This window comes from Devosia aurantiaca, assembly GCF_011058215.1.
Lineage (GTDB): Bacteria > Pseudomonadota > Alphaproteobacteria > Rhizobiales > Devosiaceae > Devosia > Devosia aurantiaca.
On sequence record NZ_JAALFG010000001.1, the window covers coordinates 26,869 to 50,362 of the forward strand.

The 23,494-nt window shown below is 62.1% G+C and carries 21 protein-coding genes and 2 pseudogenes; 11 read left to right on the forward strand and 12 right to left on the reverse strand.

All coding sequences use genetic code 11. From position 1 onward, the window contains the following. The first annotated feature begins 38 nt into the window (after window positions 1-38). Complete coding sequence (locus tag G5575_RS00150; RefSeq protein WP_164532587.1) at window positions 39-404, forward strand: response regulator; 366 nt, start codon at window positions 39-41, stop codon at window positions 402-404. A 70-nt stretch (window positions 405-474) separates the two neighbouring features. Further along, window positions 475-825 (forward strand): SPW repeat domain-containing protein, encoded by a 351-nt coding sequence (locus G5575_RS00155; protein WP_164532588.1) that lies wholly within the window; start codon window positions 475-477, stop codon window positions 823-825. Window positions 826-1,077: 252 nt separating this feature from the next. Here the strand turns inward: G5575_RS00155 and G5575_RS00160 are convergent, their stop codons facing one another. The 5 genes from G5575_RS00160 to G5575_RS00180 all read right to left on the reverse strand — a co-directional run bounded on the left by G5575_RS00160 (window position 1,078) and on the right by G5575_RS00180 (window position 7,725). Then, window positions 1,078-1,647: a CarD family transcriptional regulator gene (locus G5575_RS00160; RefSeq protein WP_164532589.1), complete on the reverse strand. Its 570-nt coding sequence runs from the start codon at window positions 1,645-1,647 to the stop codon at window positions 1,078-1,080. Between the two features lie 311 nt (window positions 1,648-1,958). Further along, complete coding sequence (gene fdxA / locus G5575_RS00165) at window positions 1,959-2,297, reverse strand: ferredoxin FdxA (RefSeq protein WP_164532590.1); 339 nt, start codon at window positions 2,295-2,297, stop codon at window positions 1,959-1,961. 224 nt (window positions 2,298-2,521) lie between these two features. Continuing rightward, entirely contained in the window at window positions 2,522-2,926 is a 405-nt protein-coding gene (locus G5575_RS00170) for an RNA-binding S4 domain-containing protein (RefSeq protein WP_164532591.1), read from the reverse strand. Then, on the reverse strand, window positions 2,927-5,947 hold the full coding sequence (locus G5575_RS00175) for a helicase-related protein (RefSeq protein WP_164532592.1): 3,021 nt from the start codon (window positions 5,945-5,947) through the stop codon (window positions 2,927-2,929). A gap of 995 nt (window positions 5,948-6,942) precedes the next feature. After that, window positions 6,943-7,725 carry a DUF3108 domain-containing protein gene (locus tag G5575_RS00180; RefSeq protein ID WP_164532593.1) on the reverse strand — a complete coding sequence of 261 codons (783 nt, stop codon included), beginning with the start codon at window positions 7,723-7,725 and terminating at the stop codon, window positions 6,943-6,945. A gap of 211 nt (window positions 7,726-7,936) precedes the next feature. On the opposite strand from G5575_RS00180, the gene rpmB reads away from it, so the two are divergent. Both rpmB and G5575_RS00190 read left to right on the forward strand, forming a co-directional pair. Beyond that, window positions 7,937-8,227, forward strand: a complete 291-nt coding sequence (gene rpmB, locus G5575_RS00185) for a 50S ribosomal protein L28 (RefSeq protein WP_164532594.1) — start codon at window positions 7,937-7,939, stop codon at window positions 8,225-8,227. Between the two features lie 287 nt (window positions 8,228-8,514). Continuing rightward, entirely contained in the window at window positions 8,515-9,147 is a 633-nt protein-coding gene (locus tag G5575_RS00190) for a queuosine precursor transporter (RefSeq protein WP_164532595.1), read from the forward strand. On the opposite strand, the gene G5575_RS00195 is transcribed toward G5575_RS00190, so the two are convergent. The 4 genes from G5575_RS00195 to G5575_RS00210 form a co-directional block, all read right to left on the reverse strand. After that, window positions 9,144-10,124 (reverse strand): esterase-like activity of phytase family protein, encoded by a 981-nt coding sequence (locus G5575_RS00195; RefSeq protein WP_164532596.1) that lies wholly within the window; start codon window positions 10,122-10,124, stop codon window positions 9,144-9,146. The genes G5575_RS00190 and G5575_RS00195 overlap by 4 nt on opposite strands. A gap of 2 nt (window positions 10,125-10,126) precedes the next feature. Next, window positions 10,127-12,016 carry a cobaltochelatase subunit CobT gene (gene cobT, locus G5575_RS00200; RefSeq protein WP_164532597.1) on the reverse strand — a complete coding sequence of 630 codons (1,890 nt, stop codon included), beginning with the start codon at window positions 12,014-12,016 and terminating at the stop codon, window positions 10,127-10,129. Between the two features lie 121 nt (window positions 12,017-12,137). Further along, a complete protein-coding gene (gene cobS, locus G5575_RS00205) occupies window positions 12,138-13,121 on the reverse strand; it encodes a cobaltochelatase subunit CobS (protein ID WP_164532598.1) in 984 nt (327 codons plus the stop codon). Between the two features lie 93 nt (window positions 13,122-13,214). After that, entirely contained in the window at window positions 13,215-13,628 is a 414-nt protein-coding gene (locus G5575_RS00210; RefSeq protein WP_164532599.1) for a J domain-containing protein, read from the reverse strand. Window positions 13,629-13,879: 251 nt separating this feature from the next. Here G5575_RS00210 and G5575_RS00215 point away from each other — a divergent pair, with 251 nt between their 5' ends. Both G5575_RS00215 and G5575_RS00220 read left to right on the forward strand, forming a co-directional pair. Further along, the gene (locus G5575_RS00215) at window positions 13,880-14,149 is read left to right on the forward strand and encodes a BolA family protein (RefSeq protein WP_164532600.1); all 270 of its coding nucleotides are present in this window, start codon (window positions 13,880-13,882) and stop codon (window positions 14,147-14,149) included. A 66-nt stretch (window positions 14,150-14,215) separates the two neighbouring features. Continuing rightward, window positions 14,216-14,446, forward strand: coding sequence for a DUF378 domain-containing protein (locus tag G5575_RS00220; protein WP_164532601.1), 231 nt, complete (start codon window positions 14,216-14,218; stop codon window positions 14,444-14,446). A gap of 187 nt (window positions 14,447-14,633) precedes the next feature. Here G5575_RS00220 and aroB read toward each other — a convergent pair. Together aroB and G5575_RS00230 are read right to left on the reverse strand one after the other, a co-directional pair. Then, window positions 14,634-15,730, reverse strand: a pseudogene (gene aroB, locus G5575_RS00225) (3-dehydroquinate synthase); the annotation flags it as partial. Between the two features lie 4 nt (window positions 15,731-15,734). Then, on the reverse strand, window positions 15,735-16,316 hold the full coding sequence (locus G5575_RS00230; RefSeq protein WP_164532602.1) for a shikimate kinase: 582 nt from the start codon (window positions 16,314-16,316) through the stop codon (window positions 15,735-15,737). A 132-nt stretch (window positions 16,317-16,448) separates the two neighbouring features. Here G5575_RS00230 and G5575_RS00235 point away from each other — a divergent pair. From G5575_RS00235 to G5575_RS00255, 5 genes and pseudogenes are all read left to right on the forward strand, one after another. Continuing rightward, window positions 16,449-16,583: pseudogene (locus tag G5575_RS00235) on the forward strand (histidine kinase); the annotation flags it as partial. Window positions 16,584-16,675: 92 nt separating this feature from the next. Then, window positions 16,676-17,575, forward strand: a complete 900-nt coding sequence (locus G5575_RS00240) for a site-specific tyrosine recombinase XerD (protein WP_164532603.1) — start codon at window positions 16,676-16,678, stop codon at window positions 17,573-17,575. 129 nt (window positions 17,576-17,704) lie between these two features. Further along, the gene (locus tag G5575_RS00245; protein ID WP_164532604.1) at window positions 17,705-18,658 is read left to right on the forward strand and encodes an acetyl-CoA carboxylase carboxyltransferase subunit alpha; all 954 of its coding nucleotides are present in this window, start codon (window positions 17,705-17,707) and stop codon (window positions 18,656-18,658) included. Between the two features lie 142 nt (window positions 18,659-18,800). Continuing rightward, a complete protein-coding gene (locus tag G5575_RS21370; protein ID WP_207632947.1) occupies window positions 18,801-19,835 on the forward strand; it encodes a murein L,D-transpeptidase family protein in 1,035 nt (344 codons plus the stop codon). 105 nt (window positions 19,836-19,940) lie between these two features. Continuing rightward, window positions 19,941-20,531 (forward strand): hypothetical protein, encoded by a 591-nt coding sequence (locus tag G5575_RS00255; RefSeq protein ID WP_164532605.1) that lies wholly within the window; start codon window positions 19,941-19,943, stop codon window positions 20,529-20,531. Window positions 20,532-20,586: 55 nt separating this feature from the next. Here the strand turns inward: G5575_RS00255 and secA are convergent, their stop codons facing one another. After that, window positions 20,587-23,391 carry a preprotein translocase subunit SecA gene (gene secA / locus G5575_RS00260; protein WP_164532606.1) on the reverse strand — a complete coding sequence of 935 codons (2,805 nt, stop codon included), beginning with the start codon at window positions 23,389-23,391 and terminating at the stop codon, window positions 20,587-20,589. Window positions 23,392-23,494: the final 103 nt, after the last annotated feature.

The window sequence follows — 23,494 nt, forward strand, 5'->3', positions numbered from 1 at the left end:
CAACTGCTTTTATCACCGGATAATCGGCTGTCGCTCCAATGACCTCACCCTTCACCGTCCTCATCGTCGAAGATGAGCCGCTGTTGCGGATGAACATTTCTGATCGCCTGGATGACCTTGGCTTCCATGTGCTCGAGGCCGCCAATGCCGACGAGGCTATCGCTATGCTCGCCGATCGCAGCGATGTGCAGGTCATGTTCACCGATATCGACATGCCCGGCAGCATGGATGGGCTGAAATTGGCTGCCGCCGTTCGTGATCGATGGCCACCGATCAGGATCATCGTGACCTCCGGCCATCGTCGTGTCGGTGCGGATGACTTGCCTTCGGGCAGCCGCTTTTTCGGCAAGCCCTACCATCCCGAAGCTGTAGCCAGCGCCATGCGCGAAATGCTCGCCGTGTGACAGCAAACGCCCCCGGGAACCCGCGCTTCGCTAGTCCATTGCCAAACAATGGATCTTGGAGGCTGTCACTATGTCATCGCGCGTTCACGGCATCATCGACTATCTCGTGGCCGCCGTCTTGCTGCTGGCTCCCTACCTCTTCGGCTTTGCCGACGGCGGACCTGCACAGATGGTACCTACGGTTTCGGCTATCGCCATCATCATCGTCAGCCTCATTACCCGCTACGAGCTCTCCGTCGCCAAACTCATCCCCTACTCCATACACCTGGTGCTGGACGTCCTGGTCGGCCTCGTCCTCCTCGTCTCCCCCTGGCTCTTCAACTTCGCCGATCAGATCTGGTGGCCCCATGTCCTGGTGGGCGTCCTCAGCTTCATCGTCGTCGCGCTGAGCTGGAGCGGCCGGCCCGCGAATTTGGGGTGAAGGTCGCCCCCTTCCGAGCGCCGCTAGGCTCGTTCCTCTCAAGCTCTGCTTGCCTTCCCCTCCGAGGGGGAAGGTAAACGCAGTGGTGACACAGCCCCAGTGCTTACCCTCCCCCTTGAGGGGAGGGTACCGGCGCTAGGGCGCAGGCCGTAGCAAAGGTAGGGAGGGGGTATCGATACCTCCGCAGCCTCAGTCCAAAAACAAAAAGGCCGGCATCGCTGCCGGCCTTTGTCATTTCACTTCGCAAACAGCTTACGCCGCAGCTTCTTCGTCGCTTTCGCTCTCAGCCGCATCGGCCTTGGTGCGCTTGGGGCTCTTGGCGAGCTGCTTTTCGATGGCCTGAACGGCCTCGGTCAGCGTCAGCTTCTTGACCGAACCGACTTCGCGGCTCATGCGATCCATGGCCTGCTCGAACAGCTGGCGTTCGGAGTAGCTCTGCTCGGGCTGGTCTTCGGAGCGATAAAGGTCGCGGACCACTTCGGAAATCGCGATCAGGTCGCCCGAATTGATCTTTGCTTCATATTCCTGAGCGCGGCGCGACCACATGGTGCGCTTGACACGGGCGCGGCCGGTCACGGTATCGAGTGCCTTCTTGATCTCGTCTTCTTCGGCGAGCTTGCGCATGCCGACCGACTTGACCTTGGCAACGGGGACGCGAAGGGTCAGCTTGTCCTGCTCGAAGCTGATCACGAACAGCTCGAGGGTCAGGCCAGCGACTTCCTGCTCTTCAATGGAGACGATCAAACCGACACCATGGGCGGGGTAGACGACATATTCGCCTGTCTTGAACCCGAGCCGTGTCTGAACCTTCTTGGCTACCATAAACTGGAACTCCTTGTTGACGCCCCAATGGCAGGCTCCTTGCGGTAAGGACCAACCACTTCACTCGTTGCATGTCCGCTACCGGACTTTGGTGCAGTCAAGCTCCATGCGCGTCGGGACCGCTTGTCCGACGCCCAGGAAACAGGAGATGTGTGTCAAAAAATCGTGCCTTGCGGCACGGGGGTGACGAGCTCAACTGCATGTGCAGAAGGCTATAGCACAAAATTTCAGCAGAATCAAAAGTTTCGAATCACCGCCGCGTCACGCTGGCAAGTGCAGCGGAGTCACACCGCACCGACACTCTGATGCGCTCAGTCGCCCTCGCCCGGAGCTTCCGAGAAATACTTGGCAAGCTTGCCTTCTTCGCCGTCGCGTTCCTTGGCCTCGGGCAGCTGCTCGCGCCGCTCGGTCAGGTTCGGCCACGCGGCCGAGAACTTGCGGTTGAGTTCAAGCCAGGCGTCGAGACCGCTTTCGGTATCAGGCTTGATCGCTTCGGCGGGGCATTCAGGCTCGCAAACGCCACAATCGATGCACTCGTCGGGATGGATCACCAGCATGTTTTCGCCTTCATAGAAGCAGTCCACCGGACACACTTCGACGCAGTCGGTATATTTGCAGGCAATGCAGTTGTCGGTGACGATATAGGTCATCTTCGGAGGGCTATCCCGATTAGGAAGCGGCTTAGCTCGGGGAAGGTAAGCGCGCCTGTCTCAACGATGCCGGTGCTAAACGGTTTCCGTGCCGGCTGCAATACTCGCACATGCGCGCTTTGGCGCAGCTCGTAGTGATGATGTTCGAGTAGACCTCATCCTAAGCCCGTCGAAGGACGAGGTCTTGGCAAGATGAAGGTGCAGGACCTCATGGGGGTACATCCCTACTCCTCGTCCTCGATCAGCCGATCCGTCTCCCGCCGCTCTTTCTTGGTCGGCCGTCCTGATCCCGGCGCCCGCTCCGCAATTGCCGCGTCATAAACGGAGACTTCGGGCCGCGGCAGCGGCGGCGGCGAGATATCTTCATAAAGCCCCTGCGCTTCGCTGGCCGGCCCACGCCGCGATCCGGCATCGAGGATCCGCCACACGACCAGCCGGCCGTGCAGCGTCATGGTCAGGACATCCCCGGCGCCGACCTTGAGATCGGTGCGTTCGGTCCTTTCAGAATTAACCCGGACCGCCCCGCTTTCGATCAGCTTTTGCGCCAGCGTCCGCGATTTGACCGCGCGCGAGAAATGGAGGAACCGGTCGAGCCGCTCCTTGTGCGGCGCTGCGCCCGATTCCGTCAATTACTCGGTCTTGCCGCGCAGGGCGGCGAGCTTGGCAAAGGGGCTATCGGGATCGAACACCACCTTGCGCTCTTCCCGTGCCGGACGCGCATTAGCGGCCGGACGCTCGTTCTTCTCCGGACGAGTACGGCGTTCTTCATCGCGTGGCCGCGTATGCGCCGGGCGTTCGTTCTTCGGACGTTCGTTCTTGGGCCGCTCGTTGCTCGGACGCTCATTGCTCGGGCGCTGCCCCGCATCGCCTTCCGGCCGGCGCTGGCCGCCCTTGGCATGGGCCGGGCGCGTGCGGTCGGGCCGGCGGTTCTGCCCCGCTTCGGCATCGCCTTCTGGCCGGCGGCGACCTTCCGGACGACGCGGCTGGTGATGGTCGTTGCGGCGGCCCGGGAACCAGACCTCGTCGAATTCCGGCTCCGCCGGGGCAGCAGCATCAGCCGGCGCGGCATCCGGCACGACACCCTCAGCCACAATCTCGACCGGAGCAGATTCGACGCCGACTTCATCCACGGCATCGACGGTCGCCGAATTATCCTCCAGCACCGCTTCGAGCGCCGGCGCTTCCGCAGAAGCTTCGGCAGGCGCCGCAACCTTCGGCGTACGCCGCAGGCGATACCCAAGCGAGGTGAGGATCGACGCAAAATCTTCGCCCGAACAGCCGAGCAGGCTGGTCATTTCGACGGTCGTGCGGAAGCCATTGCCTTCCGCGGCGCCGGCCGGCAGGTCGCCCGCATAGGGCCGACCGGCATCGAGCGCGATCAGCGGCCGGATGATGTCGGCGAGGCGCTCGAGAATATCGATGCGGACGGCGCGCTTGCCCGCCACCTTGAAGCCGGCAATCTCGTAAAGCCGCGGATCGACTTCCGGATCGACCAAAAAGCTCGTCCGGCCCGAAAGCACGATATGCGGAATGTCGGTGACGCCCGGCTGGCGCACGCCGCCATGCTTAAGCGCGAAAAGGATGATCGCCAGTTCGCGCGGCGCCGGCTTCAATGAGAGAGGCAGGTAGATATGGTAGGCGCCGAACTTGATGCCGAGCTTGCGCAGCTTGCCGCGCACGTCCTGGTCAAGCCCCTTGACCTCATCCGACACTGCGCCGCGCGGCAGGATGCCGATGCCTTCAAACAGCTGATAGGCGATGCCGCGCGCCGTGCCCTCGATATCGGCTGGCGCTTCAAGGCTCATCACCTGCTCGAGCACGGTATTGATATGGTGCCGCAGCCAGAGCGACAGCCGGTCCTGCACCTTTTCGAGGTCCGGCCCGGTCAAGGTCTCGTCGGCAAGAATGATGATGCGCGGCCGGTAGATGCTGTCGCCCTCGGCCAGCTCGGCAACCACTTCGCCGCGCCAGCGCATGCGTCCGTCCGTCGCCAGCACGAATTCTTCGTTCGGCGCACCGCCGAGCCGCTCGGCGCGATTGTGGATCTCCGGCGCCACCACCGACTCGGCCGCCCCGCGCAGACCCTTGGCGTCCATGTCGCCGTCGTTGCGCGCCAGCGTGAAGCGGAAGCCCTCGATCGTTCCGATCAGATGGCCCTCGAGCCGCACTTCGCCTTGGCCGTTGATTTCAGGAGATACCATACGTTTGTCTTTCAGGTGGCGGAGCAGCACGCTGGTCCGTCGGTCGACGAAGCGCTGGGTTAGGCGCTCATGGAGCGCGTCACTCAGGCGGTCTTCAATATCCCGTGTCTTTTCGCGCCAATAAGCCGGGTCTTCAAGCCAGTTTTTGCGATTAGCGACAAAGGTCCAAGTCCGGATCTGCTTGATCCGGTTGCTCAGGGTATCGATATCGCCTTCACTGTTGTCGCAAAACCGCACCTGCTCGGCAATCCAATCCGCGTTGACGTGGCGGTTTCGTCTGAGATCGGTGAAGATGCGCGTAACGATCTCGCCATGCGCGGCGGGCGAAATTCCCTGGTAGTCGGGGATCTGGCAGCATTCCCACAAGAGCTTGACCGCTTCATGCCCGCGCGCCAGCGCCGCGCCCTCGTTGCGGGCAACAAATTCAAGCGCATGCTGGTCCTTGGCCACCGGCACCCGCGTCAGCGTCCGATCATCCGGCGCCGCTTCCAGTGATCCACGCAGCCGCTCGATCGATGAAAAGTCGAGCACGCTGTTGCGCCATTGCACGACCTTGACCGGCTCGAAGTCATGCGTTTCGAGCTGCACCACGAGTTCTTCGTCGAACCCTTCGGTGCCGCCGGTCACCCCAAAGGTGCCATTATGCTTGTGCCGCCCCGCCCGCCCGGCGATCTGCCCGAGCTCGGACGGCGTCAGCGGCCGCGACTGATGACCATCGAATTTCGTATCGTCGGCAAAGGCCACATGGTGGATGTCGAGGTTGAGCCCCATGCCGATGGCATCGGTTGCGACCAGAAAATCCACATCGCCATTCTGGTAAAGCTCGACCTGGGCATTGCGCGTGCGGGGTGACAGCGCACCCATCACTACGGCCGCCCCGCCCCGCTCGCGCCGGATCAGCTCCGCAATGGCATAGACCTGCCGCGCCGAAAAAGCGACGATGGCCGAGCGCGGCGGCTGCCGCGAAATCTTCTTCGACCCCGCATAGGTCAGCTGCGAAAATCGTGGCCGGTCGATGATCTCGACATGCGGCACGAGCTTTCTGACCACATTGGCCATCGTGCCCGAGCCCAGCAGCAGTGTCTCATGAAAGCCGCGTGCCCTGAGGATCCGGTCGGTGAAGATATGCCCGCGGTCGAAGTCGATCGCCGTCTGGATCTCGTCGATAGCAACGCAATCGACATGGATGTCCATGGGCATCGCTTCCACCGTCGCCACCCAATAGCGCGGCTTGGCGGGCACGATGCGCTCTTCGCCGGTGATCAGCGCCACCGCCTGCTCGCCTACCCGCTCCACGACGCGCTGATAGACCTCGCGTGCCAAAAGGCGCAGCGGCAGGCCGATCATCCCGGTGGGATGGGCCAGCATCCGCTCGATGGCGAAATAGGTCTTGCCGGTATTGGTCGGCCCCAGAATGGCCTTGACCGAGTGGGAAGGTGCGAAACTCATTGCGCCCCTATGTAAGCGGTCCATGCGCCACTTGCGAGTACCGCCAGCGCAATGTCCCGCAAAGGGACAAAGTTGCCACGCTTGCTCCCCGCAATTAACCGCCGGAACGAGATGGGAACGAACCAGCATCGAATCGGCGAGAATCACCCAATGCGGCTTTGTTCCCTACGAGATGTGGTGGGTTGAAAAGCGATGAGCCACAAGCATGTAACCAGGCTCCAAGCCGCTTACCTACCCGGCAAGGAAACGCGTTTAACAGTATTGAAGACCGGTAAATTTCGGCTCCAGGCGGTCAGAAGTGGAAAGATCGTTAACAGCCAAGCTCACCGCTTTCTTCGTGCCTTCATTCGCAAGCCCGCACGAAACCTCGCGTTCAGAGTGCCGAATTGAGAATAAACATCATTGACGTACCGCAATGGGACACGTCCGCCACTGCATGCACCCCTCCCTAGCTACGCTAGGCCTACGGCCAAGCTGCGCTACCCTCCCCTCTGAGGGGGAGGGTCAGTGCGGCGGATGTGGCACTGCCTAGCCTAATGCACCGGCCCCACCTTCCCCCTCAGAGGGGAAGGCAAGCAGAGCTTGGCGACGAAGGAGCCTAGCGCCGCTCGGAAGGGGGTGTCTGCAAAAGCCCATTTTGGCACAGGTTCGAAGTCGTTGAGTTATTAGCTTTAACCCTCTGGCCAAACCCAGAACGAACAGGGAGAGAATCGCGACACACGCCCGAATGCGCCTTTGTTCTACACAAGTTCTGGTGGCTGACGGCCGTTCTATGTCTAGTTCCTACTGACGACTCTCCCGAAGCCGCCAAATCCATTCATCTTCATAAACACCGCGTAAATTTACCGGACTTTTGGCCCTTCCCTCCCAATCCCCTACCGCCGAAAAACAAAAAAGCGCCCGAACCGTTAACCCGGCCCGGGCGCTTCTGCAGGCTCTTCACCCGCCAAAATTATCAATAAATTCGTTGACCGTCCCGTTTCGGGACTTGGCCCTCAGCTGCGGGCGCTGGTCAGCACCATGGACATGTCGCCCATCGAGGTGCCGATAATGACGCGATAGGGCACGAAATAGCCCGAGGCGCCGAGCGGCGCATACCAGGCGATAATGCGGCTGGTGTCGGCCAGATAGCTGGTCATCTCCGAGCTCTCGAAATGCCCCGAGACCGGCTGGTAATCCACCGAGCAGGCGACAAGCGGACCCTGGTAGCCGGTACGCGGCGAGGTGGCTTCGTCATTGTCCAGAAAATTCATGGCGATGTTGAAGCGCTCGACGCCGGTAAAGATGCGGAAGTTCTGATCGCAGAGCGAGCGGTCGAGCCCATTGCCCTTGAGCACAAAGGCTGAAAGGAAATCGCCCACATTGGTCAGATGCCCGCGCTCGAGCGGCACCCGGTCATAACCATCGAGCACCGGCGGGTTGACGGTAAACGAACCCACATTGCGGCCCGAAAAGCCGACATCGACATTGAATATTTCGCCATTAGCCCGCGTCTCGAGCTGGAAGCGCTCTGACTGAAGGCTCGATCCGCCTGATGTACCGCTGATATTGGCCGTCGCCGTGCCGCTGGCCACGACCGAGCCCAGTCCGGTCACTCGCGCCTTGACGTCGAAGGCATAGCGCTGCCCGTCATCGTCGAAGTCGACATCCACCAGCGCCACATTGATCCCGCCCACCGTCACCACATAGGAGACCTTGGCATCGACCGGCGCGGCCTGGACTGGCGCCGCGAGCAAGGGCGTGGCAAGGGAAAAGGCAAGGAGCGTGGAACGGATCACGGTCTATCTCGGCTACGAATACGAATCAGGGTTAAAGCCCAAAGTGCCGCCCCCTCCGCCGCCACGCAAGGCGCTCGCAGCCGTTTGAGCCCGGCTCCGGGTTGACGCCAGCGCCCCTTTCCCCTAAAGACCCGCGAGATTTCACCACAATCGAGGCCCGTGCGGGTTCGCCTGCCACGAAGGACCTTTACACAAACAGGAATTCACAAGAATGGCACGTCGCTGCGAACTTACCGGCAAGGGCGTTATGGTGGGCAACACCGTTTCGCACGCTCTCAACCGTCACCGTCGCCGGTTTCTCCCCAACCTCATCAATGTGACGCTTCAGTCCGAAGCGCTGCAGCGCCCGGTCAAGCTGCGCATTTCCGCTGCAGCCCTCCGTTCGGTCGAGCACCGCGGTGGCCTCGATGCCTTCCTCGTCAAGCAGGACGACGCCGATCTGAGCCCCTTGGCTCTCGGCATCAAGAAGGAAGTCCGCGCCGCCCTGGCCGCCAACGCCTAAGCGACCGTTTCTCCCAAGTTTTGAACCGCGTGGTAGCCAACTGCCACGCGGTTTTTATTTGATGGCTGTAAGACCAAGGCCCTGAGACCTCATGGTGAGGAGCGTAGCGTCTCGAACCACGAGGTCGGGCGGGTGGAGCTATCCTGCCACGCCCGCGCCCTTCGAGGCTTCGCTAGCGCTTCGCACCTCAGGATGAGGGCTACTGGCTCTTGGGCTTACAACCTGATAGTCGCTAATTCATTGCGCCCCGGTCTCCTGCCGACGGCGCTCAACATAGGTTCAGTCCCATGCTGTCTCGTTTCCTGGTGGCCGTGGCCGCCATGGTGGCCACCGTTGCCGCCTCCAATGTCCTCGTTCAGTTTCCGGTCCAGTTCACCCTGGGCAGCGTCAACCTCGGTGACATCCTCACCTGGGGCGCCTTCACCTATCCGGTGGCCTTTCTCGTCACCGACCTTACCAACCGCGCCTTTGGTCCACAAAAGACGCGGTTGGTTGTGGTCGCCGGCTTTGCCGTCGCAGTGCTGCTTTCGATCTGGCTCGCGACCCCGCGCATCGCCATTGCCTCCGGGTCGGCATTCCTCGTCGCTCAGCTCCTCGACGTTTCGATCTTTCACCGTCTGCGCAACGGCGCCTGGTGGCATGCGCCGATGTTTTCCTCGCTGGTGAGCTCGGCCCTCGACACGGTGATCTTTTTCACCCTGGCCATGGCGCCCGCCTTTGCCGGCATCGACAGCTTCTTCGGCATGGAAGACTCGTCCCTCGCCTTCCCGGCCCCGCTGCTCGGCATCGGCCCCGAAGTCGAACTCTGGCAGTCGCTCGCGCTGGGCGATTTCCTGGTCAAGCTCATCATGGCCCTCCTCCTGCTCGCGCCCTACAAGACCATCCGCGACCTTTTCGTCCGGCGAATGGCAATCGTCTAAGGCAAGGCAAATTCGAGCAGCATCGTCCGCTGCCAATCATTAAAGTTGTTGTCCGAGCCCATGAGGATGCGCGTCTCGCCACCCGGCGTCACATGCACCATCAGCGATTCCATGTTGTCGACCTCCCCGCCCTGGGCCGACAACAGCAATTCGCCAGCCATGATATTGCCCGGCCGCACCTCGGCGGCCGGCACTCGGCGCAGGTTCATGACAAAGGCAAAGATCGAAATGCCGCGCTCGAGCACCAGAAGGTCGCCGTTGGGCAGAAAGGCGCAATCGGTCGGATTGACCACCGGCGAATTGACATAGCCGATCGGCCCCTTGTCGTTGACCCCCAAAAGCTCGCCGCGATGGTTGCCGTTCTCATCCACCGCGGACTCGGCGATCAACACAGTAGAGCCCGCAACCGGCGACGCCAGCGGCGCGACGCAGAGCGATTCCAGCGACTCGTTGGTGCGCAGGTCGCTCAGCCAGTCGGGGATCGGTATTTCGCGCGCCGGCCCGCCCGGCCGCCCTTCGGTGATCAGAAAATCCGCCACCCGCGTCAGATGCTCGAAGGCGACCCGCACCGCATAGGGCACGCCGTCCCGCCAGATCGTATCCATGCCCTCGGCATCGCGTGCATATTGCCGCGGCAAGACTGCGCCTTTAGAATTCTGCAAGGGCTCGATCTGGACGCCGATAAACCCGAACAGCCGGTCGGCCTCGTCATAGGCCAGTTGCCCGCTGACGAACTGCCCGCGGTCGGTGACAAAGGAAACCCGCTGCTCCGCTCCCGTCTGGGTGACGCTCGACAGCCCGCCAAACGTGTCGTCCGGGCTTTGCAGCGTAATGCCGCCACGAAAGATCAGCCCGTCCACGTTCTGGTCGAGAGCCGCACCCTTGAAGCGCGTGACCGGCGCCGCACTAACCGTTGCATCCACCGCCATGGCCGGCTGGACCAAAAGCATCAATGCAAGGGCAGAAACGGCCCGCACCATCATCCCCGCGACCGCCGCCGCGTTTGTGCCGGCAATTCTTCGTCGAACAGCGCCGCAAGCTCATCGGTCAGCGCACCGCCCAGCTCTTCGGCATCGAGCAAGGTCACCGCGCGGCGGTAATAGCGCGTCACGTCGTGCCCGATGCCCACGGCCACCAGCCGGATCGGCGAACGCGTCTCGATGTCCTCGATCACTTGCCGCAAATGCGCCTCGAGATAGTTGCCGGCATTGACCGATTGCGTCGAGTCATCCACCGGCGCGCCGTCCGAAATCACCATCAGGATGCGCCGCTGTTCCGGCCGCCCCATCAACCGCTTGCGCGCCCATTCCAGCGCCTCGCCGTCGATGTTTTCCTTGAGCAGCCCCTCGCGCATCATGAGGCCCAGATTGCGCCGCGCATGCCGCCAGGGCTCGTCGGCCGCCTTGTAGATGATGTGGCGGATATCGTTGACGCGGCCCGGATTGGCCGGCCGGTTGGCCTCAAGCCAGGCTTCCCGGCTCTTGCCGCCCTTCCAGGCGCGCGTGGTAAAGCCCAGGATCTCGACCTTGACGCCGCAGCGTTCCAGCGTCCGCGCCAAAATATCCCCGCAGATCGCGGCAATAGTGATCGGCCGCCCCCGCATCGAGCCCGAATTGTCGATCAGCAGCGTCACGACGGTGTCGCGGAAGTCGGTATCGTTCTCGACCTTGAACGAAAGCGCCTGCAGCGGATCGGTCACCACGCGCGTCAACCGCGCCGTGTCCAGCAATCCCTCTTCGAGATCGAACTGCCAGCTCCGGTTCTGTTTCGCCATCAAGCGGCGCTGCAGCTTGTTGGCCAGCCGCGCCACGGCACCGGCAAGGTTTTCCAACTGCTTGTCGAGCAGCGCCCGCAACTGGTCGAGCTCATCGGGCGGACAAAGCTCGGCCGCCTTGATGATCTCGTCGTATTTTTGGGTAAAGACCTTATAGTTGAACTGGTTGGTGAGCTGCGTGCCGCCATCCTTGGCCGGCGGCGGCATGGGCGCGTCTTCCCCGGCCTCCGCTTCGGCGTCCTCGTCGCTGTCCGCCATGTCGGCTTCCATGCCTTCGACGTCGCCGGTTTCTTCGGACTCGCCCGACTGCTGGTCGTCTTGGGAGTCTTCCTGCTCGTTCTCGCCCTCGCCCTGTTCCGGCGCCTTGTCGGACGCATCGCCTTGTTCGGGCTGGTTTTCTTCCTGGTTTTCCTCGTCGCTATCGGACGGGTCCGCCATGTCGGACTCCGACATGAGGTTGAGATCGCGCAATACCTTGCGCGCCGCCTTGGAAAACTCTTCCTGGTCCTCGTAGGCGGTCAGCAGCGTATCGAGCGACGTGCCTGCCTTGTTCTCGATTTCGCTGCGCCAGAGATCGACCAGCGCATGCCCCGATGGCGGCACCGGCACACCCGCCAGTTTTTCGCGCAGGATCAAGCCCAGCGCTTCGGCCAAGGGCGCATCGTCCTTGGCGTCGATCTCGGCAAAATTGGCACGAAACAGCCGGTCTTCCAGCATTTCGGCAATATTGCCGCCCATGCCCGGCATGCGGATACAGCCCAGCGATTCCACCCGCGCTTGTTCCAGCGCATCGAACGCCGCGCGCGCCTGCGGGTCCATCGGCACGCGCTTGCGGTGCGTATCAGGATCGTGGCTGGCTAGCCGCATGGCCATGGCATCGCCCTGCCCGCGGGCAATGGCGATGTCGCGCCTCGTCGGCAATCGCGGCAGGTTGGCAAGCCGCGCCCGATCCGACGTCAGCAGCGGCCGGTCGGCGGTAAAACTCACCTCGAGCTCGCTCTGCCCGCCAATGGCGCGCACCGTCGCCCCCATGGCCGATTTGAAGGCCTGGGTCATATCGGGCTTATTGAGCTTGCTGCGCGGTGGTTGTGCCATGATATCCAGCCACGACCTCGTGGTTCGACAGGCTCACCATGAGGTCTACGGAGAAATCGCAGATGTCACAGTAGACCTCACCCTGAGCCTGTCGAAGGGCGAGGCCGTGTCGTGCCGCAGCTTAAGCCATCACGGCCAGGTTGGCCGAGCTCTCCGGCAGGTCCTCGCCGAACACGCGCTGGTAGAACTCCGCCACCACCGGGCGTTCGAGTTCGTCGCATTTGTTGAGGAAGGTCAGCCGGAAGGCAAAGCCAATGTCGCCGCCGAAGATCACCGCGTTTTCTGCCCAGGTGATGACGCCGCGGGGCGACATGACGGTGGAAATATCGCCATTGATGAAGGCCGAACGCGTGAGGTCCGCGAGGCGCACCATGTTCGAAATCTGCTTCTTGCCCTTGTCGGTCGCGCCATAGCTTTTGTTCTTGGCGAGGACGATGCCGACTTCCTTTTCGTGCGGCAGGTAGTTGAGTGTCGTCACGATCGACCACCGGTCCATCTGGCCCTGGTTGATCTGCTGCGTGCCGTGGTAGAGCCCGGACGTATCGCCCAAGCCGATAGTGTTGGTGGTCGAAAACAGCCGGAATGCCGGATGCGGAACGATGACGCGGTTCTGGTCGAGCAGCGTCAGCCGGCCCGATTGCTCCAGCACGCGCTGGATCACGAACATCACGTCGGGACGACCGGCATCGTATTCGTCGAAGACGAGCGCCACGTTGTTCTGCACCGCCCAGGGCAGGATGCCATCCCGGAATTCGGTGATCTGCTTGCCGTCCTTGAGCACGATTGCATCCTTGCCCACGAGATCGATACGCGAAACGTGGCTATCGAGATTGACGCGCACCAGCGGCCAGTTGAGCCGCGCAGCGACCTGCTCGATATGGGTCGACTTGCCCGTGCCATGGTAGCCCTGCACCATGACGCGGCGGTTATAGGCAAAGCCGGCAAGGATCGCCAATGTCGTGTTGCGGTCGAACAGGTAATCCGGGTCGACCGGCGGCACGTGACCGTTGTTTTCAGAAAACCCCTTCACCACCATGTCGGTATCGATACCGAACAGATCCCGCGCCTTGTATTCGGTATCGGGCAGATTGGTGAATTCGGTCATCGGAATGCTCTTGGATTTTCGGGTGTCATCTAAGGGGAAGGCGGTGGCTCTATAGCAGCATTAGCGCGGTGCGGGTAGGGCTTGGCAGCATGGCTACCGTACCACGAAGCCCACCTTCTTGAGGTGCGAATAGGCCGCGATCACCGCCCGCAAACGCTCCTCGGACGAGGCATCGCCGCCATTGACGTCCGGATGGTGCTTCTTGACCAGGTTCTTATAGGCCGTCTTGATGTCGTCGGACTTGGCATGGGCGGTAAAGCCCAAGGTTTCCAGCGCCCGCCGGTCATTCTCGTTGAGCGGCTTGACCCGCTCCGTCGCCGGCCGCTTGCTCTGCTGGTAGCGATAGCGCGCAAACACCCCGAATGGATCGCCATGCTTGTCGCCCGGACGAGGGCTCGCCTGCCGCGCAGCCGCGCGCGCCGCCTCGGCACTGCCGGTGCCAAAGCTTGAGCGGTTCTCGGTCTTGGGCGGCGAATGCAGCGCCTCGTCCAGCTCTTCCTGGCTCATGCCGGCAAAAAGTTGAACGCCTTGTTGTAGTGCCGCACATGCTCAAGGCAGAAATGGTGATACTGCCCTTCCGAGCGCACACCCTTTGGTGCCTTGTACTCGCCGGCCTTTTCGCACCCTTCCCAGTCGCAAACAACGTCGATCGGTTCGGGCTTTTCTTCGCGGCGCGGACGAACGCGAATGGAGTCGAATATCTTGGATTGCAGTTTCTTTGCACCTAGTTAGAGACCACCAAAACGGAGCCAAGCCCCATGTCCATGGCGGACAGAATCAAAACCAAACTTACCGAACGCTTCCATCCCCTCCTTCTGGAGGTGATCGATGACTCTCACCGCCACCATGGCCATGCCGGATGGCAGGAAGGCGGCGAAACCCATTTCCGCGTCAGAATCGCGACCCGGGATTTTGACGGGCTAAGCCGCGTCGCGCAACACCGCGCGGTCATGAGCGAACTCGACGATGAGTTGAAGGAGCGCGTGCATGCCCTCAATATCGAAGTCATTCCCGCAGACAAGGCTTGAGTTCCGTTAAAGCCGGAACGAAGCCCCTGTTCAGCGGTTTGGAGATCACAACTGTGGAGGTCTCCCGTGAAGGCGCTTAATCTTACCACTCTTCTCTTGATCATCATTGGTGGCATCAACTGGCTGCTGGTCGGCGCGTTCCAGTTCGATCTGGTCGCGTCCATCTTCGGCGGCCAGGACAGTGCCCTCGCCCGCATCGTTTACGTCCTGGTCGGTCTTTCGGCCATCTACCAGCTCATCCCCTTCTCCAAGGCCATCCAAACCGGCGAAGTCCTCGCCGAGCGCGGCCGCCTTTAAGCGCCTCCCAAGCACGATCCGAAGCGGGTACCGGAAATGGTGCCGGCTTTTTTGCTTTTACAGAACCCCCACCCAACCTCCCCTGCAGAAGGGGAGGAGCTCCGCCCGTGGGCTGAACTCGATCGTACTCCTCCCCCGCCTTACGGGGGGGGAGGCCGGGTGGGGGTCTAGAGTTCTTCCCGCATCTCCTCAAAAACGCAGCAACGCGCCCCGGCTCCACGCCCTTTTCGATAAACGCCTGCCCCGTTCCGCGGGTCAAAATAAACGTCAGCGCGCCACGCTGGACCTTTTTGTCCTGCGCAATCGCCGCCATCAAATCTTGTGTGGATCCCAGCATCCCCGGGATATCAGCCAATGTGGTGGGCAGCCCCGCCCGCTTCAAGTGCGCAACGACACGGCCGGCATCCTGTCCCGGCGCCAGCCCCAACTCGGTCGAAAACCGATGCGCCAGCACCATGCCGATGCTGACCCCTTCGCCATGCAGAAGGCGATCCCCATAGCCGGTATCTTTTTCGAGCGCATGCCCAAACGTATGTCCCAGGTTAAGCAGCGCGCGAACGCCGATCTCTTTTTCGTCCTCGATCACCACCCGCGCCTTGTGCGCACAGCAGCGCGCCACCGCCTCGCCTCGCGCCGGACCGCCCTCGAAAATTTCGTCAAGATTGGCGTCGAGCCACTCGAAAAATCCGGGTCGTCGATCAGCCCGTATTTGACCACTTCCGCATAACCGGCCGCAAATTGCCGACGGTCCAGCGTGTCGAGCGCCGAAAGATCGGCGAGCACGAGTCTTGGCTGGTGAAAGGCACCCACGAGGTTCTTGCCATACGGCGAGTTGATCCCCGTCTTGCCGCCGACCGAACTATCGACCTGCGCCAGAAGCGAAGTCGGCATCTGCACGAAGTCCATGCCCCGCCGCGTCACCGAAGCGGCAAATCCGGCAAGGTCGCCGATCACCCCGCCGCCCAGCGCGATCACGAGGTCACCGCGCTCGAGCCTTGCCGCCAGCAGCCCCTCGACCACGCGCTCCAGCATGGCATAGCTCTTCGTGGCTTCGCCGGCCGGCAAGACCACGGTCTCGTAGTCGAGCCCCGCCCTATCGAGCCCCGCCGTCAGCCGCGGCAGTTGCGCCTGGGCGACATTCTCGTCGGTGACGATGCCATAGCGGCGGCCGGGAAATTTATCTGCCAGGATCGCGCCCGCCTCCGCGAGGAGATCCGGCCCGATCAGGATGTCGTAGGCCCGCTCGCCCAGCGCGACATGGACTTTGTGATCGATCTGGGCCATGCGCCTATTGCTTTCTCAAATGGTCGAGTACCGCCGAAACCACGTCCGCCGCCACATTGTCCTGCGGCACGTCGCGGCTCATCACCGTGACATCGGCTTCCTCGTAGATCGGATAGCGGTCGGCAATCAGCTTTTCGAGCGTGCCCTTGGGATCGGCGGTCTTCAGCAGCGGCCGGTTCGAACGCCGCGACACCCGCTCGAACAAGACGTCGAGATCGGCCTTGAGCCAGACCGACACTGCCTCCGCCTTGACTAGTGCCCGTGTCTCGGGATTGACGAAGGCCCCACCACCGGTCGCCAGAACGACGTCGTTTTCCTTAAGCAGCCGCGCGATCACCCGCATTTCACCGGCGCGAAACTCGGGCTCGCCCCGCTGCTCGAAGATTTCGGGGATCGTCATCTGCGCCGCGCGCTCGATCTCTTCGTCGCTGTCGATGAAGCTGCGTCCGAGACGGTTGGCAAGGCGGCGCCCAACGGTGGTCTTGCCGGCGCCCATCATGCCCACCAGCACCAGCGGCCTGCCGCCGAGCCGGTTGGCCAGCGCCCGGGCGCGTGACTGACGCGCTCCGCCTTCCGTCCTGCTCACCCCGAATGCCCTCCGCCCATAGCGCTTTCAAACTGCCCCGGCCGCTCCTGTCAAGCATGCCCGGATCAAGGTTGGGAACGACATGGCAAGATTTACCCGCTAGCATATCGATAAAATTGAAGCAGGACCGCCATGCCCACTCTTTTCCGCCTCCTGATCACCCTGCTGTTTCTGGCCGGTCTGGTCTATGCCGGCATGTTCGCGCTCGTGACCTTTGTCGAGCCGACACCCAAGGAAGTGAGCCAGCGCATCCCCACGCGCGAACTTCTGGGCGAAACCGGTGAGACCGGTACCAGCGGCGGTGGCCCTGCCCTGCTGCAGCCCAATGTCACCAGCACCCCGGCGGAAACCCCGGCGCAATGAGCCATCTAATTTCGGCATTCCTCGAAATGATGAGCGCCGAACGCGGCGCTGCCGCCAACACGATCGAAGCCTATCGCCGCGACTTGTCCGATTATTCCGGATTCGTCACCGGCAAGGGCCAGACCCTGCTCGATTGCCCGCGCGATACCGTCACCGCCTATCTTGATCGTCTCAAGGCCGAAGGTCTTTCTGCGTCGTCCAGCGCTCGGCGTCTCTCCGCCATCCGCCAGTTCCACAAGTTTCTTTGTGCCGATGGTATGCGCGGCGATGACCCGACCCGCATCGTCGCCAGCCCCAAATCGCGCCGCGCCTTGCCCAAGGTCCTGTCGGTCGCCGAAGTGGATAAGCTCCTTACCCTGGCCGAGACGGAAGCCAACACCGAGGGGCCCAAGCAGGAATCGGCCCAGCGGCTTTATGTCCTCCTCGAAATGCTCTACGCCACCGGCCTCCGCGTCTCCGAACTCGTAAGCCTGCGCCGGAATGCCGTGATGCGCGAGGGCGCGTTTCTGACCGTCACCGGCAAAGGCAACAAGGAACGTATCGTGCCGATGAACGATCGCGCCCGCGACGCCGTCCGCGCCTGGAAAGAAAAACTCCCGCCCGGCCCCTTCCTTTTTCCCGCCAATGGCGAAGACGGCTACCTCACCCGCCAGGTCTTTGCCCGCGATCTTAAAGCCCTTGCTGGCCGCGCCGGGATTTCCTCCGCACGCATCGCTCCGCACGTCCTCCGTCACGCCTTCGCCAGTCACCTGCTGGCTGGCGGCGCCGATCTGCGTGTCGTCCAGATGCTGCTCGGCCATGCCGACATTTCCACAACGCAAATCTATACCCACGTGCTGGACGAGAAGCTGCGCACCCTTGTGGAGAGCCATCATCCGCTCGCGAGTAGCACTTGAGTGACGGCAAATGCTAACCCTCCGTTAGCCAGTGCTTGACTTGGTGGGACTCCACCGCCACTTTCCAGCCACTTTAGGGCGCAAGAGCAGCGCCTTCGCGCGAAAAATCAGACCCCTACGGGCGGTGGAATGCAGTCTTATCTCGATTTCGAAAAGCCGGTTGCCGATCTTGAAGCCAAGATCGCCGAACTCAAGTCGCTGGCACAAACCGACCAGGCCGTGTCCATCGACGAGGAGGTCAACCGGCTCTCCGCCCGCGCCGAAGAGGCTTTGGTCGAGATCTACCGCAAGCTGACGCCATGGCAGAAAACCCAGGTTGCCCGCCACCCGCAGCGCCCGCATTTTTCCGATTACGTCGCCAAGCTCATCACCGAATGGACCCCGCTCGCCGGTGACCGCAAGTTCGGCGAAGACGCGGCCCTCCAGGCCGGTTTCGGCCGTTTCAACGGCCAGCCCGTTGCCATCCTCGGCCAGGAAAAGGGCAATTCCACCGAAACCCGCCTCAAGCATAATTTTGGCATGGCCAATCCAGAAGGCTACCGCAAGGCCGTCCGGATCATGGACATGGCCGACCGCTTCTCGGTTCCGGTCATCTCCTTTGTCGATACCGCCGGCGCCTATCCCGGCATCGGCGCCGAAGAGCGCGGCCAAGCCGAAGCCATCGCCCGCTCCACTGAAAAAGGCCTTGAACTGGGTGTCCCCAACCTTGCCATCGTCATCGGCGAAGGCGGTTCGGGCGGCGCCATCGCCATCGCCACGGCCAATCGCGTGCTGATGCTCGAAAACGCCATCTATTCGGTGATCTCGCCCGAAGCCGGCGCCTCGATTCTCTTCCGCGATGCCGCGCGCGCTCAGGACATGGCCACCGCGCAAAAGATAACCGCGCAGGACCTTTTGGGCTTCGGTGTCATCGACGGCATCATTCCCGAACCGACCGGCGGCGCCCATCGCCACCCTTCCGTGGTGCTCGACAACGCCAAGTCGGCCATCGAGACCTTCCTCAAGGATTTCGGCAATCGATCGCGCCTCGAAACCCGCGAGCATCGCCGCGAAAAGTTCCTCGCCATAGGCACTTCGCTCTAGGACACCGATCCACACGCTTGCGTGATTGTGCACTGCTTCCGACAGTGCACTCGCCCGTGGTAAAGGCTTCGTTCACCGCATTGGGTCATTCTGCGCTAACCATTGGCCCGGTCCGGGCCTTCTTTGCGTGGGCAGAATTTTAGTGACTGCGACCTTTTTCAATCGCCTCGGCGCTGTTGTCATCCTGTGCTGGCTGGCCATCGGCCTTGCCGCCTGCGCCAGCTTTGCCAAGGGCGACAACAACCGCCACAACATTCCGCTCAATTCTGGCGTCGTGCAGGGCCTGCGCAACATGGGCTCGGCGCCCGAGCGCGGCATGGTCGTCCGCATCTTCAAGCAGGAATCCGTGCTCGAAGTCTGGAAGCAGACCGGCTCCGGCACCTACAATCTCTTCAAGACCTACGAAATCTGCACCTACTCCGGTGATCTCGGACCCAAATTCAAGGAAGGCGACCGGCAGAGCCCCGAGGGTTTCTATACGATCACGCCTGGCCTGATGAATCCCAAGTCGGCCTATTATCTCTCCTTCAACACCGGCTTCCCCAACAAGTTCGATCGCGTCAACGGCCGCTCCGGGTCCAACCTCATGGTCCATGGCGATTGCAAGTCCGTCGGCTGCTACGCCATGACCGATGCCGGCATTGCCGAAATCTATGCCCTGGCCCGCGAAACCTTTAAGGGCGGCAATACCAGCTTCCAGCTGCAGATCTTCCCCTTCCGCATGACACCGGCGAACCTTGCCCAGCACGCTTCGAGCCAGCACATCGAGTTCTGGAAGGACATCAAGGAAGGCTACGATTATTTCGAAACCACCAAGACCCCGCCGGTCTGGGACGTTTGCGAAAAGCAGTACATCTTCAACCCATCCTCGGCCGGTCCGCTCGACCCTGCGGGCCTCTGCCCGCCCTCGATCCAGAACGCTTCGGTCACGGAGCGTCAGCAGGCCGACGACGCTGCGCTGGCCAGCCGCGTCGCAACGATCCAGAATGCTGCGGCCAAGCAGGAAGCCGAAAAGTTGGCGCTGCAGCAGCGAGAACAGGCCATCGGCGGCTTCTTCAATAACATGGGCAATATGTTTACCGGCGGCGCCGCGCCAGCTCCGGCCACGACACCTGCCCCGGCACCAGCGATGAGCCAGCCGGCAGCCATGCCGACCGCTTCAGCCCAGCGCCCCTAGCCGTACTGCTGCCGCACTTGGGTGAGATGGCCACCCTAACGCATGTGGAGACCCGCCGTGGATCAGCCGACGAGCGAGACCCCAAGCCAAAGCCCAGAAGTCGTCATGGCTTCCGAGACCCTCCTGCCCCAAACCGCTCGGGTCAAACGATCCCGTTTGCCGATCATCCTGGGCACGATTGGCGCTCTTGCAGGCCTCGGCGCCCTCGGCTCGACGATCTGGTTCTCGGCCCAGGGCGAACGCGAAATCCTGCGGCTATCGACCGAGCTGGCGCAGCTGCGCGTGAGCCTTGATCTTTATGCCCGCAGCCAGCCCGCGGCTGCTGCTGGCCCCACCAGCGAAGAACTGACCGCTTTGTCCGACCGGTTGACCGCGCTTGAGCAAGCGCAGACCGCCGCCGTAACCCTGCCTCCCATCGCACCGGCCTCGACCCCCGCGGTGACCGCCACTGGCGAGGATTGCCTTCCCGCCGGCATGCGGCTGCTGGTGGCGATGGGCGACAAGTATCAAATCTGCGGCCAGCCGGCGAGCGTCGAGGTCGGCATGATCGACAATGGCTACATGACCCTGGTCGATGGCACGACCATCCCCTCGGGCGGCTCCATGCCCCTCCCCAACAGCGCCTGCACCATCGGCGTGACCTCGAGCGGCGACGAAGGCCTGACCGGCTACGCCGAAATCCGCGTCACCTGCTGAGCCCAACAAAAGGGCGACCAGAAGGCCGCCCCTAGAACTTGGATCACGCCACTTCTTAGGCGAAGGCGCCGTGGCAGTGCTTGAACTTCTTGCCCGAACCGCAGGGGCAGGGAGCGTTGCGAGACACCCCGACCAGCAGCGCAGGATCGATCGGCCGTAACGACGTATCGGCATCCTGGCTATCATTCTGCCCATCGGCAAAGGGACCTGCCGCAAAGGCATTGCCCGGCACGGTACCGCTAACACCGCTCGTCGCATCGTTTTCGCCCGTCGTCGGATCGATATGCGTAGCGCTGAGCCCCGTCGTGTTGAGGTTGAGCGGCGGGATCGACGACGGCTGTGCCGGCGGACGCGGCTGGATCATCAGATGGCTCATCTGCGTCGTCACCAGCTCGCGCAGGTTGGCGAGCAACGACTGGAACAGCTCATAGGCTTCCTGCTTATATTCCATCAGCGGATCGCGCTGGGCGATACCGCGCCAGCCGACAACCTTGCTGAGGTGGTCGAGCATCACCAAATGCTCGCGCCAGAGCCCGTCCACCGAGCGCAGCAGGATGTCCTTTTCCATCTGCCGCATGACGTTTGGCATCGGCGAACCGGCTTCCTGGAAAGCCTTGACCGTATTTTCTTCCTTGCTCTGCATGAACTGGTCTGCAGAGTTGCGGATGCGCTCTTCGACGGTCTCGGCGTCGATCCCCTCTTCCTGCGCCCACTCGGCGATCGGCAGGTCGAGGTTGAGATAGGTCTTGCAGGCTTCCGTCAGCTGCTCGATGTTCCACTGCTCTGGGAAGGAGCGCGGCGGGATCGACTTGGCGACGATATTGGTGACCACCTCCTGACGCATGTCGAGAATGGTTTCGCTGACGTCGGTCGCATCCATGAATTCGATACGCTGCTCGAAGATCACCTTGCGCTGATCATTCATCACGTCGTCGTATTTGAGGATGTTCTTCCGGATGTCGAAGTTGCGCGACTCCACCTTCCCCTGCGCCCGCTCGATGGCCTTGCTTACCCACGGATGGGTAATCGACTCGCCCTGCTCAAGGCCGAGCTTGCCGAGCATGGAGTCCATGCTGTCGACCGGGAAGATGCGCATCAGATCGTCCTGAAGCGACAGGAAGAATTTTGAATGCCCCGGATCGCCCTGGCGGCCCGAACGGCCACGCAGCTGGTTGTCGATACGGCGCGATTCATGGCGCTCGGTACCGATGACCATGAGGCCCCCGGCAGCCAAGGCCTTCTGCTTGTCTTCGGCGATCTTGCCCTTGATCTCGACGATCTTGGCGTCGCGCGCCTCCCCTTCGAGGCCATCGGCCTCTTTCTGGATGCGCATTTCGAGATTGCCGCCGAGCTGGATGTCGGTACCACGGCCAGCCATGTTGGTGGCGATGGTGATCGCGCCCGGCAGGCCCGCATCGGCCACGATAAAGGCTTCCTGCTCGTGGTGACGGGCATTGAGCACGTTCATCTGGCCCACATTCTTCTTGCGCAGAAGATCGGCCAGCATTTCCGATTTTTCGATCGAGGTCGTGCCGACCAGAACCGGCTGCCCGCGTTCCTGGCATTCCTTGATCAGGTCGGCGATGGCGTCGAACTTTTCTTCTGCCGTTCGGAAGATCGCGTCGTCTTCGTCGATGCGCTGGATCGGCAGGTTGGTTGGAACGGTGGTCACACCGAGGCTATAGATGTCGGCGAATTCTTCCGCTTCAGTCTCGGCCGTACCAGTCATGCCGGCAAGGCGCTTGTAGAGGCGGAAATAGTTCTGGAACGTGATCGAGGCCAGCGTCTGGTTCTCGGCCTGGATCTTGACGTGTTCCTTGGCTTCCAGCGCCTGGTGCAAGCCTTCCGAATACCGGCGGCCCGGCATCATGCGGCCCGAGAATTCGTCGATGATGACGACTTCATCGTTGCGGACGATATAATCCTTGTCGCGACGGAAGAGCTTGTGTGCACGCAGCGCCGAATTGGCGTGGTGCACCAGCGCGACGTTTTCGACGTCATACATGGAGCCGGATTTGAGCAGCCCTGCTTCGGCGAGCGCTGCTTCGAGCTTTTCGACGCCCTGGTCGGTAAAGGTCGCGGCGCGGTGCTTTTCTTCGAGCTCGAAATCGCCCTCGCCGATCATCGGCATCAGCGCATCGATCTGCATATAGAGTTCGGAACGATCTTCGGACGGACCAGAAATGATCAGCGGCGTGCGCGCTTCGTCGATGAGGATCGAGTCCACTTCATCGACGATCGCAAATTCATGGCCACGCTGCACCATCTGGGCGCGCGTATATTTCATGTTGTCGCGAAGGTAGTCGAAGCCGAGCTCGTTATTGGTGCCGTAAGTGATGTCGGCGTTATAGGCGGCCTTGCGCTCGGCATCCGAAAGACCCGGCACGATCGTGCCCCAGGACAGACCGAGGAAAGCATAGATCTGGCCCATCCAGGCCGCGTCGCGCTTGACGAGGTAGTCGTTGACCGTGACCAGATGCGCGCCCTTGCCGGTCAGCGCATTGAGATACATCGGCAGCGTCGCCACCAGCGTCTTGCCTTCACCGGTGCGCATTTCGGCAATGCCGCGGTCGTTCATGACCATGCCACCGATCATCTGCACATCGAAGTGCCGCATGCCCAGGACGCGCTTGGACGCTTCGCGCACGGTGGCAAAGGCCGGCACCACGAGATCGTCGAGGCTCGCGCCGCGCTCGATCTGCGCCTTGAAATCGGCGGTGCGGGCCCGCAATTCGTCATCGCTGAGCTTGACCAGATCCGGCTCAAGCGCATTGATCGCCGTCACCTTGCCCTGGTACCGCTTGACCTGACGGTCAGACGGCGACCCGAAAATCTTTCGGGCAAACGCAGCAAGTGCCATATTCGTAAGGTCCTTGTGTTGGGCGGCGGGGCGTCGGGTTGGGCAGCCAGCGTCAGACGGGCGCGGCAGCAGACCCCATTTTCGCCTCGTCACAACTTGGGGA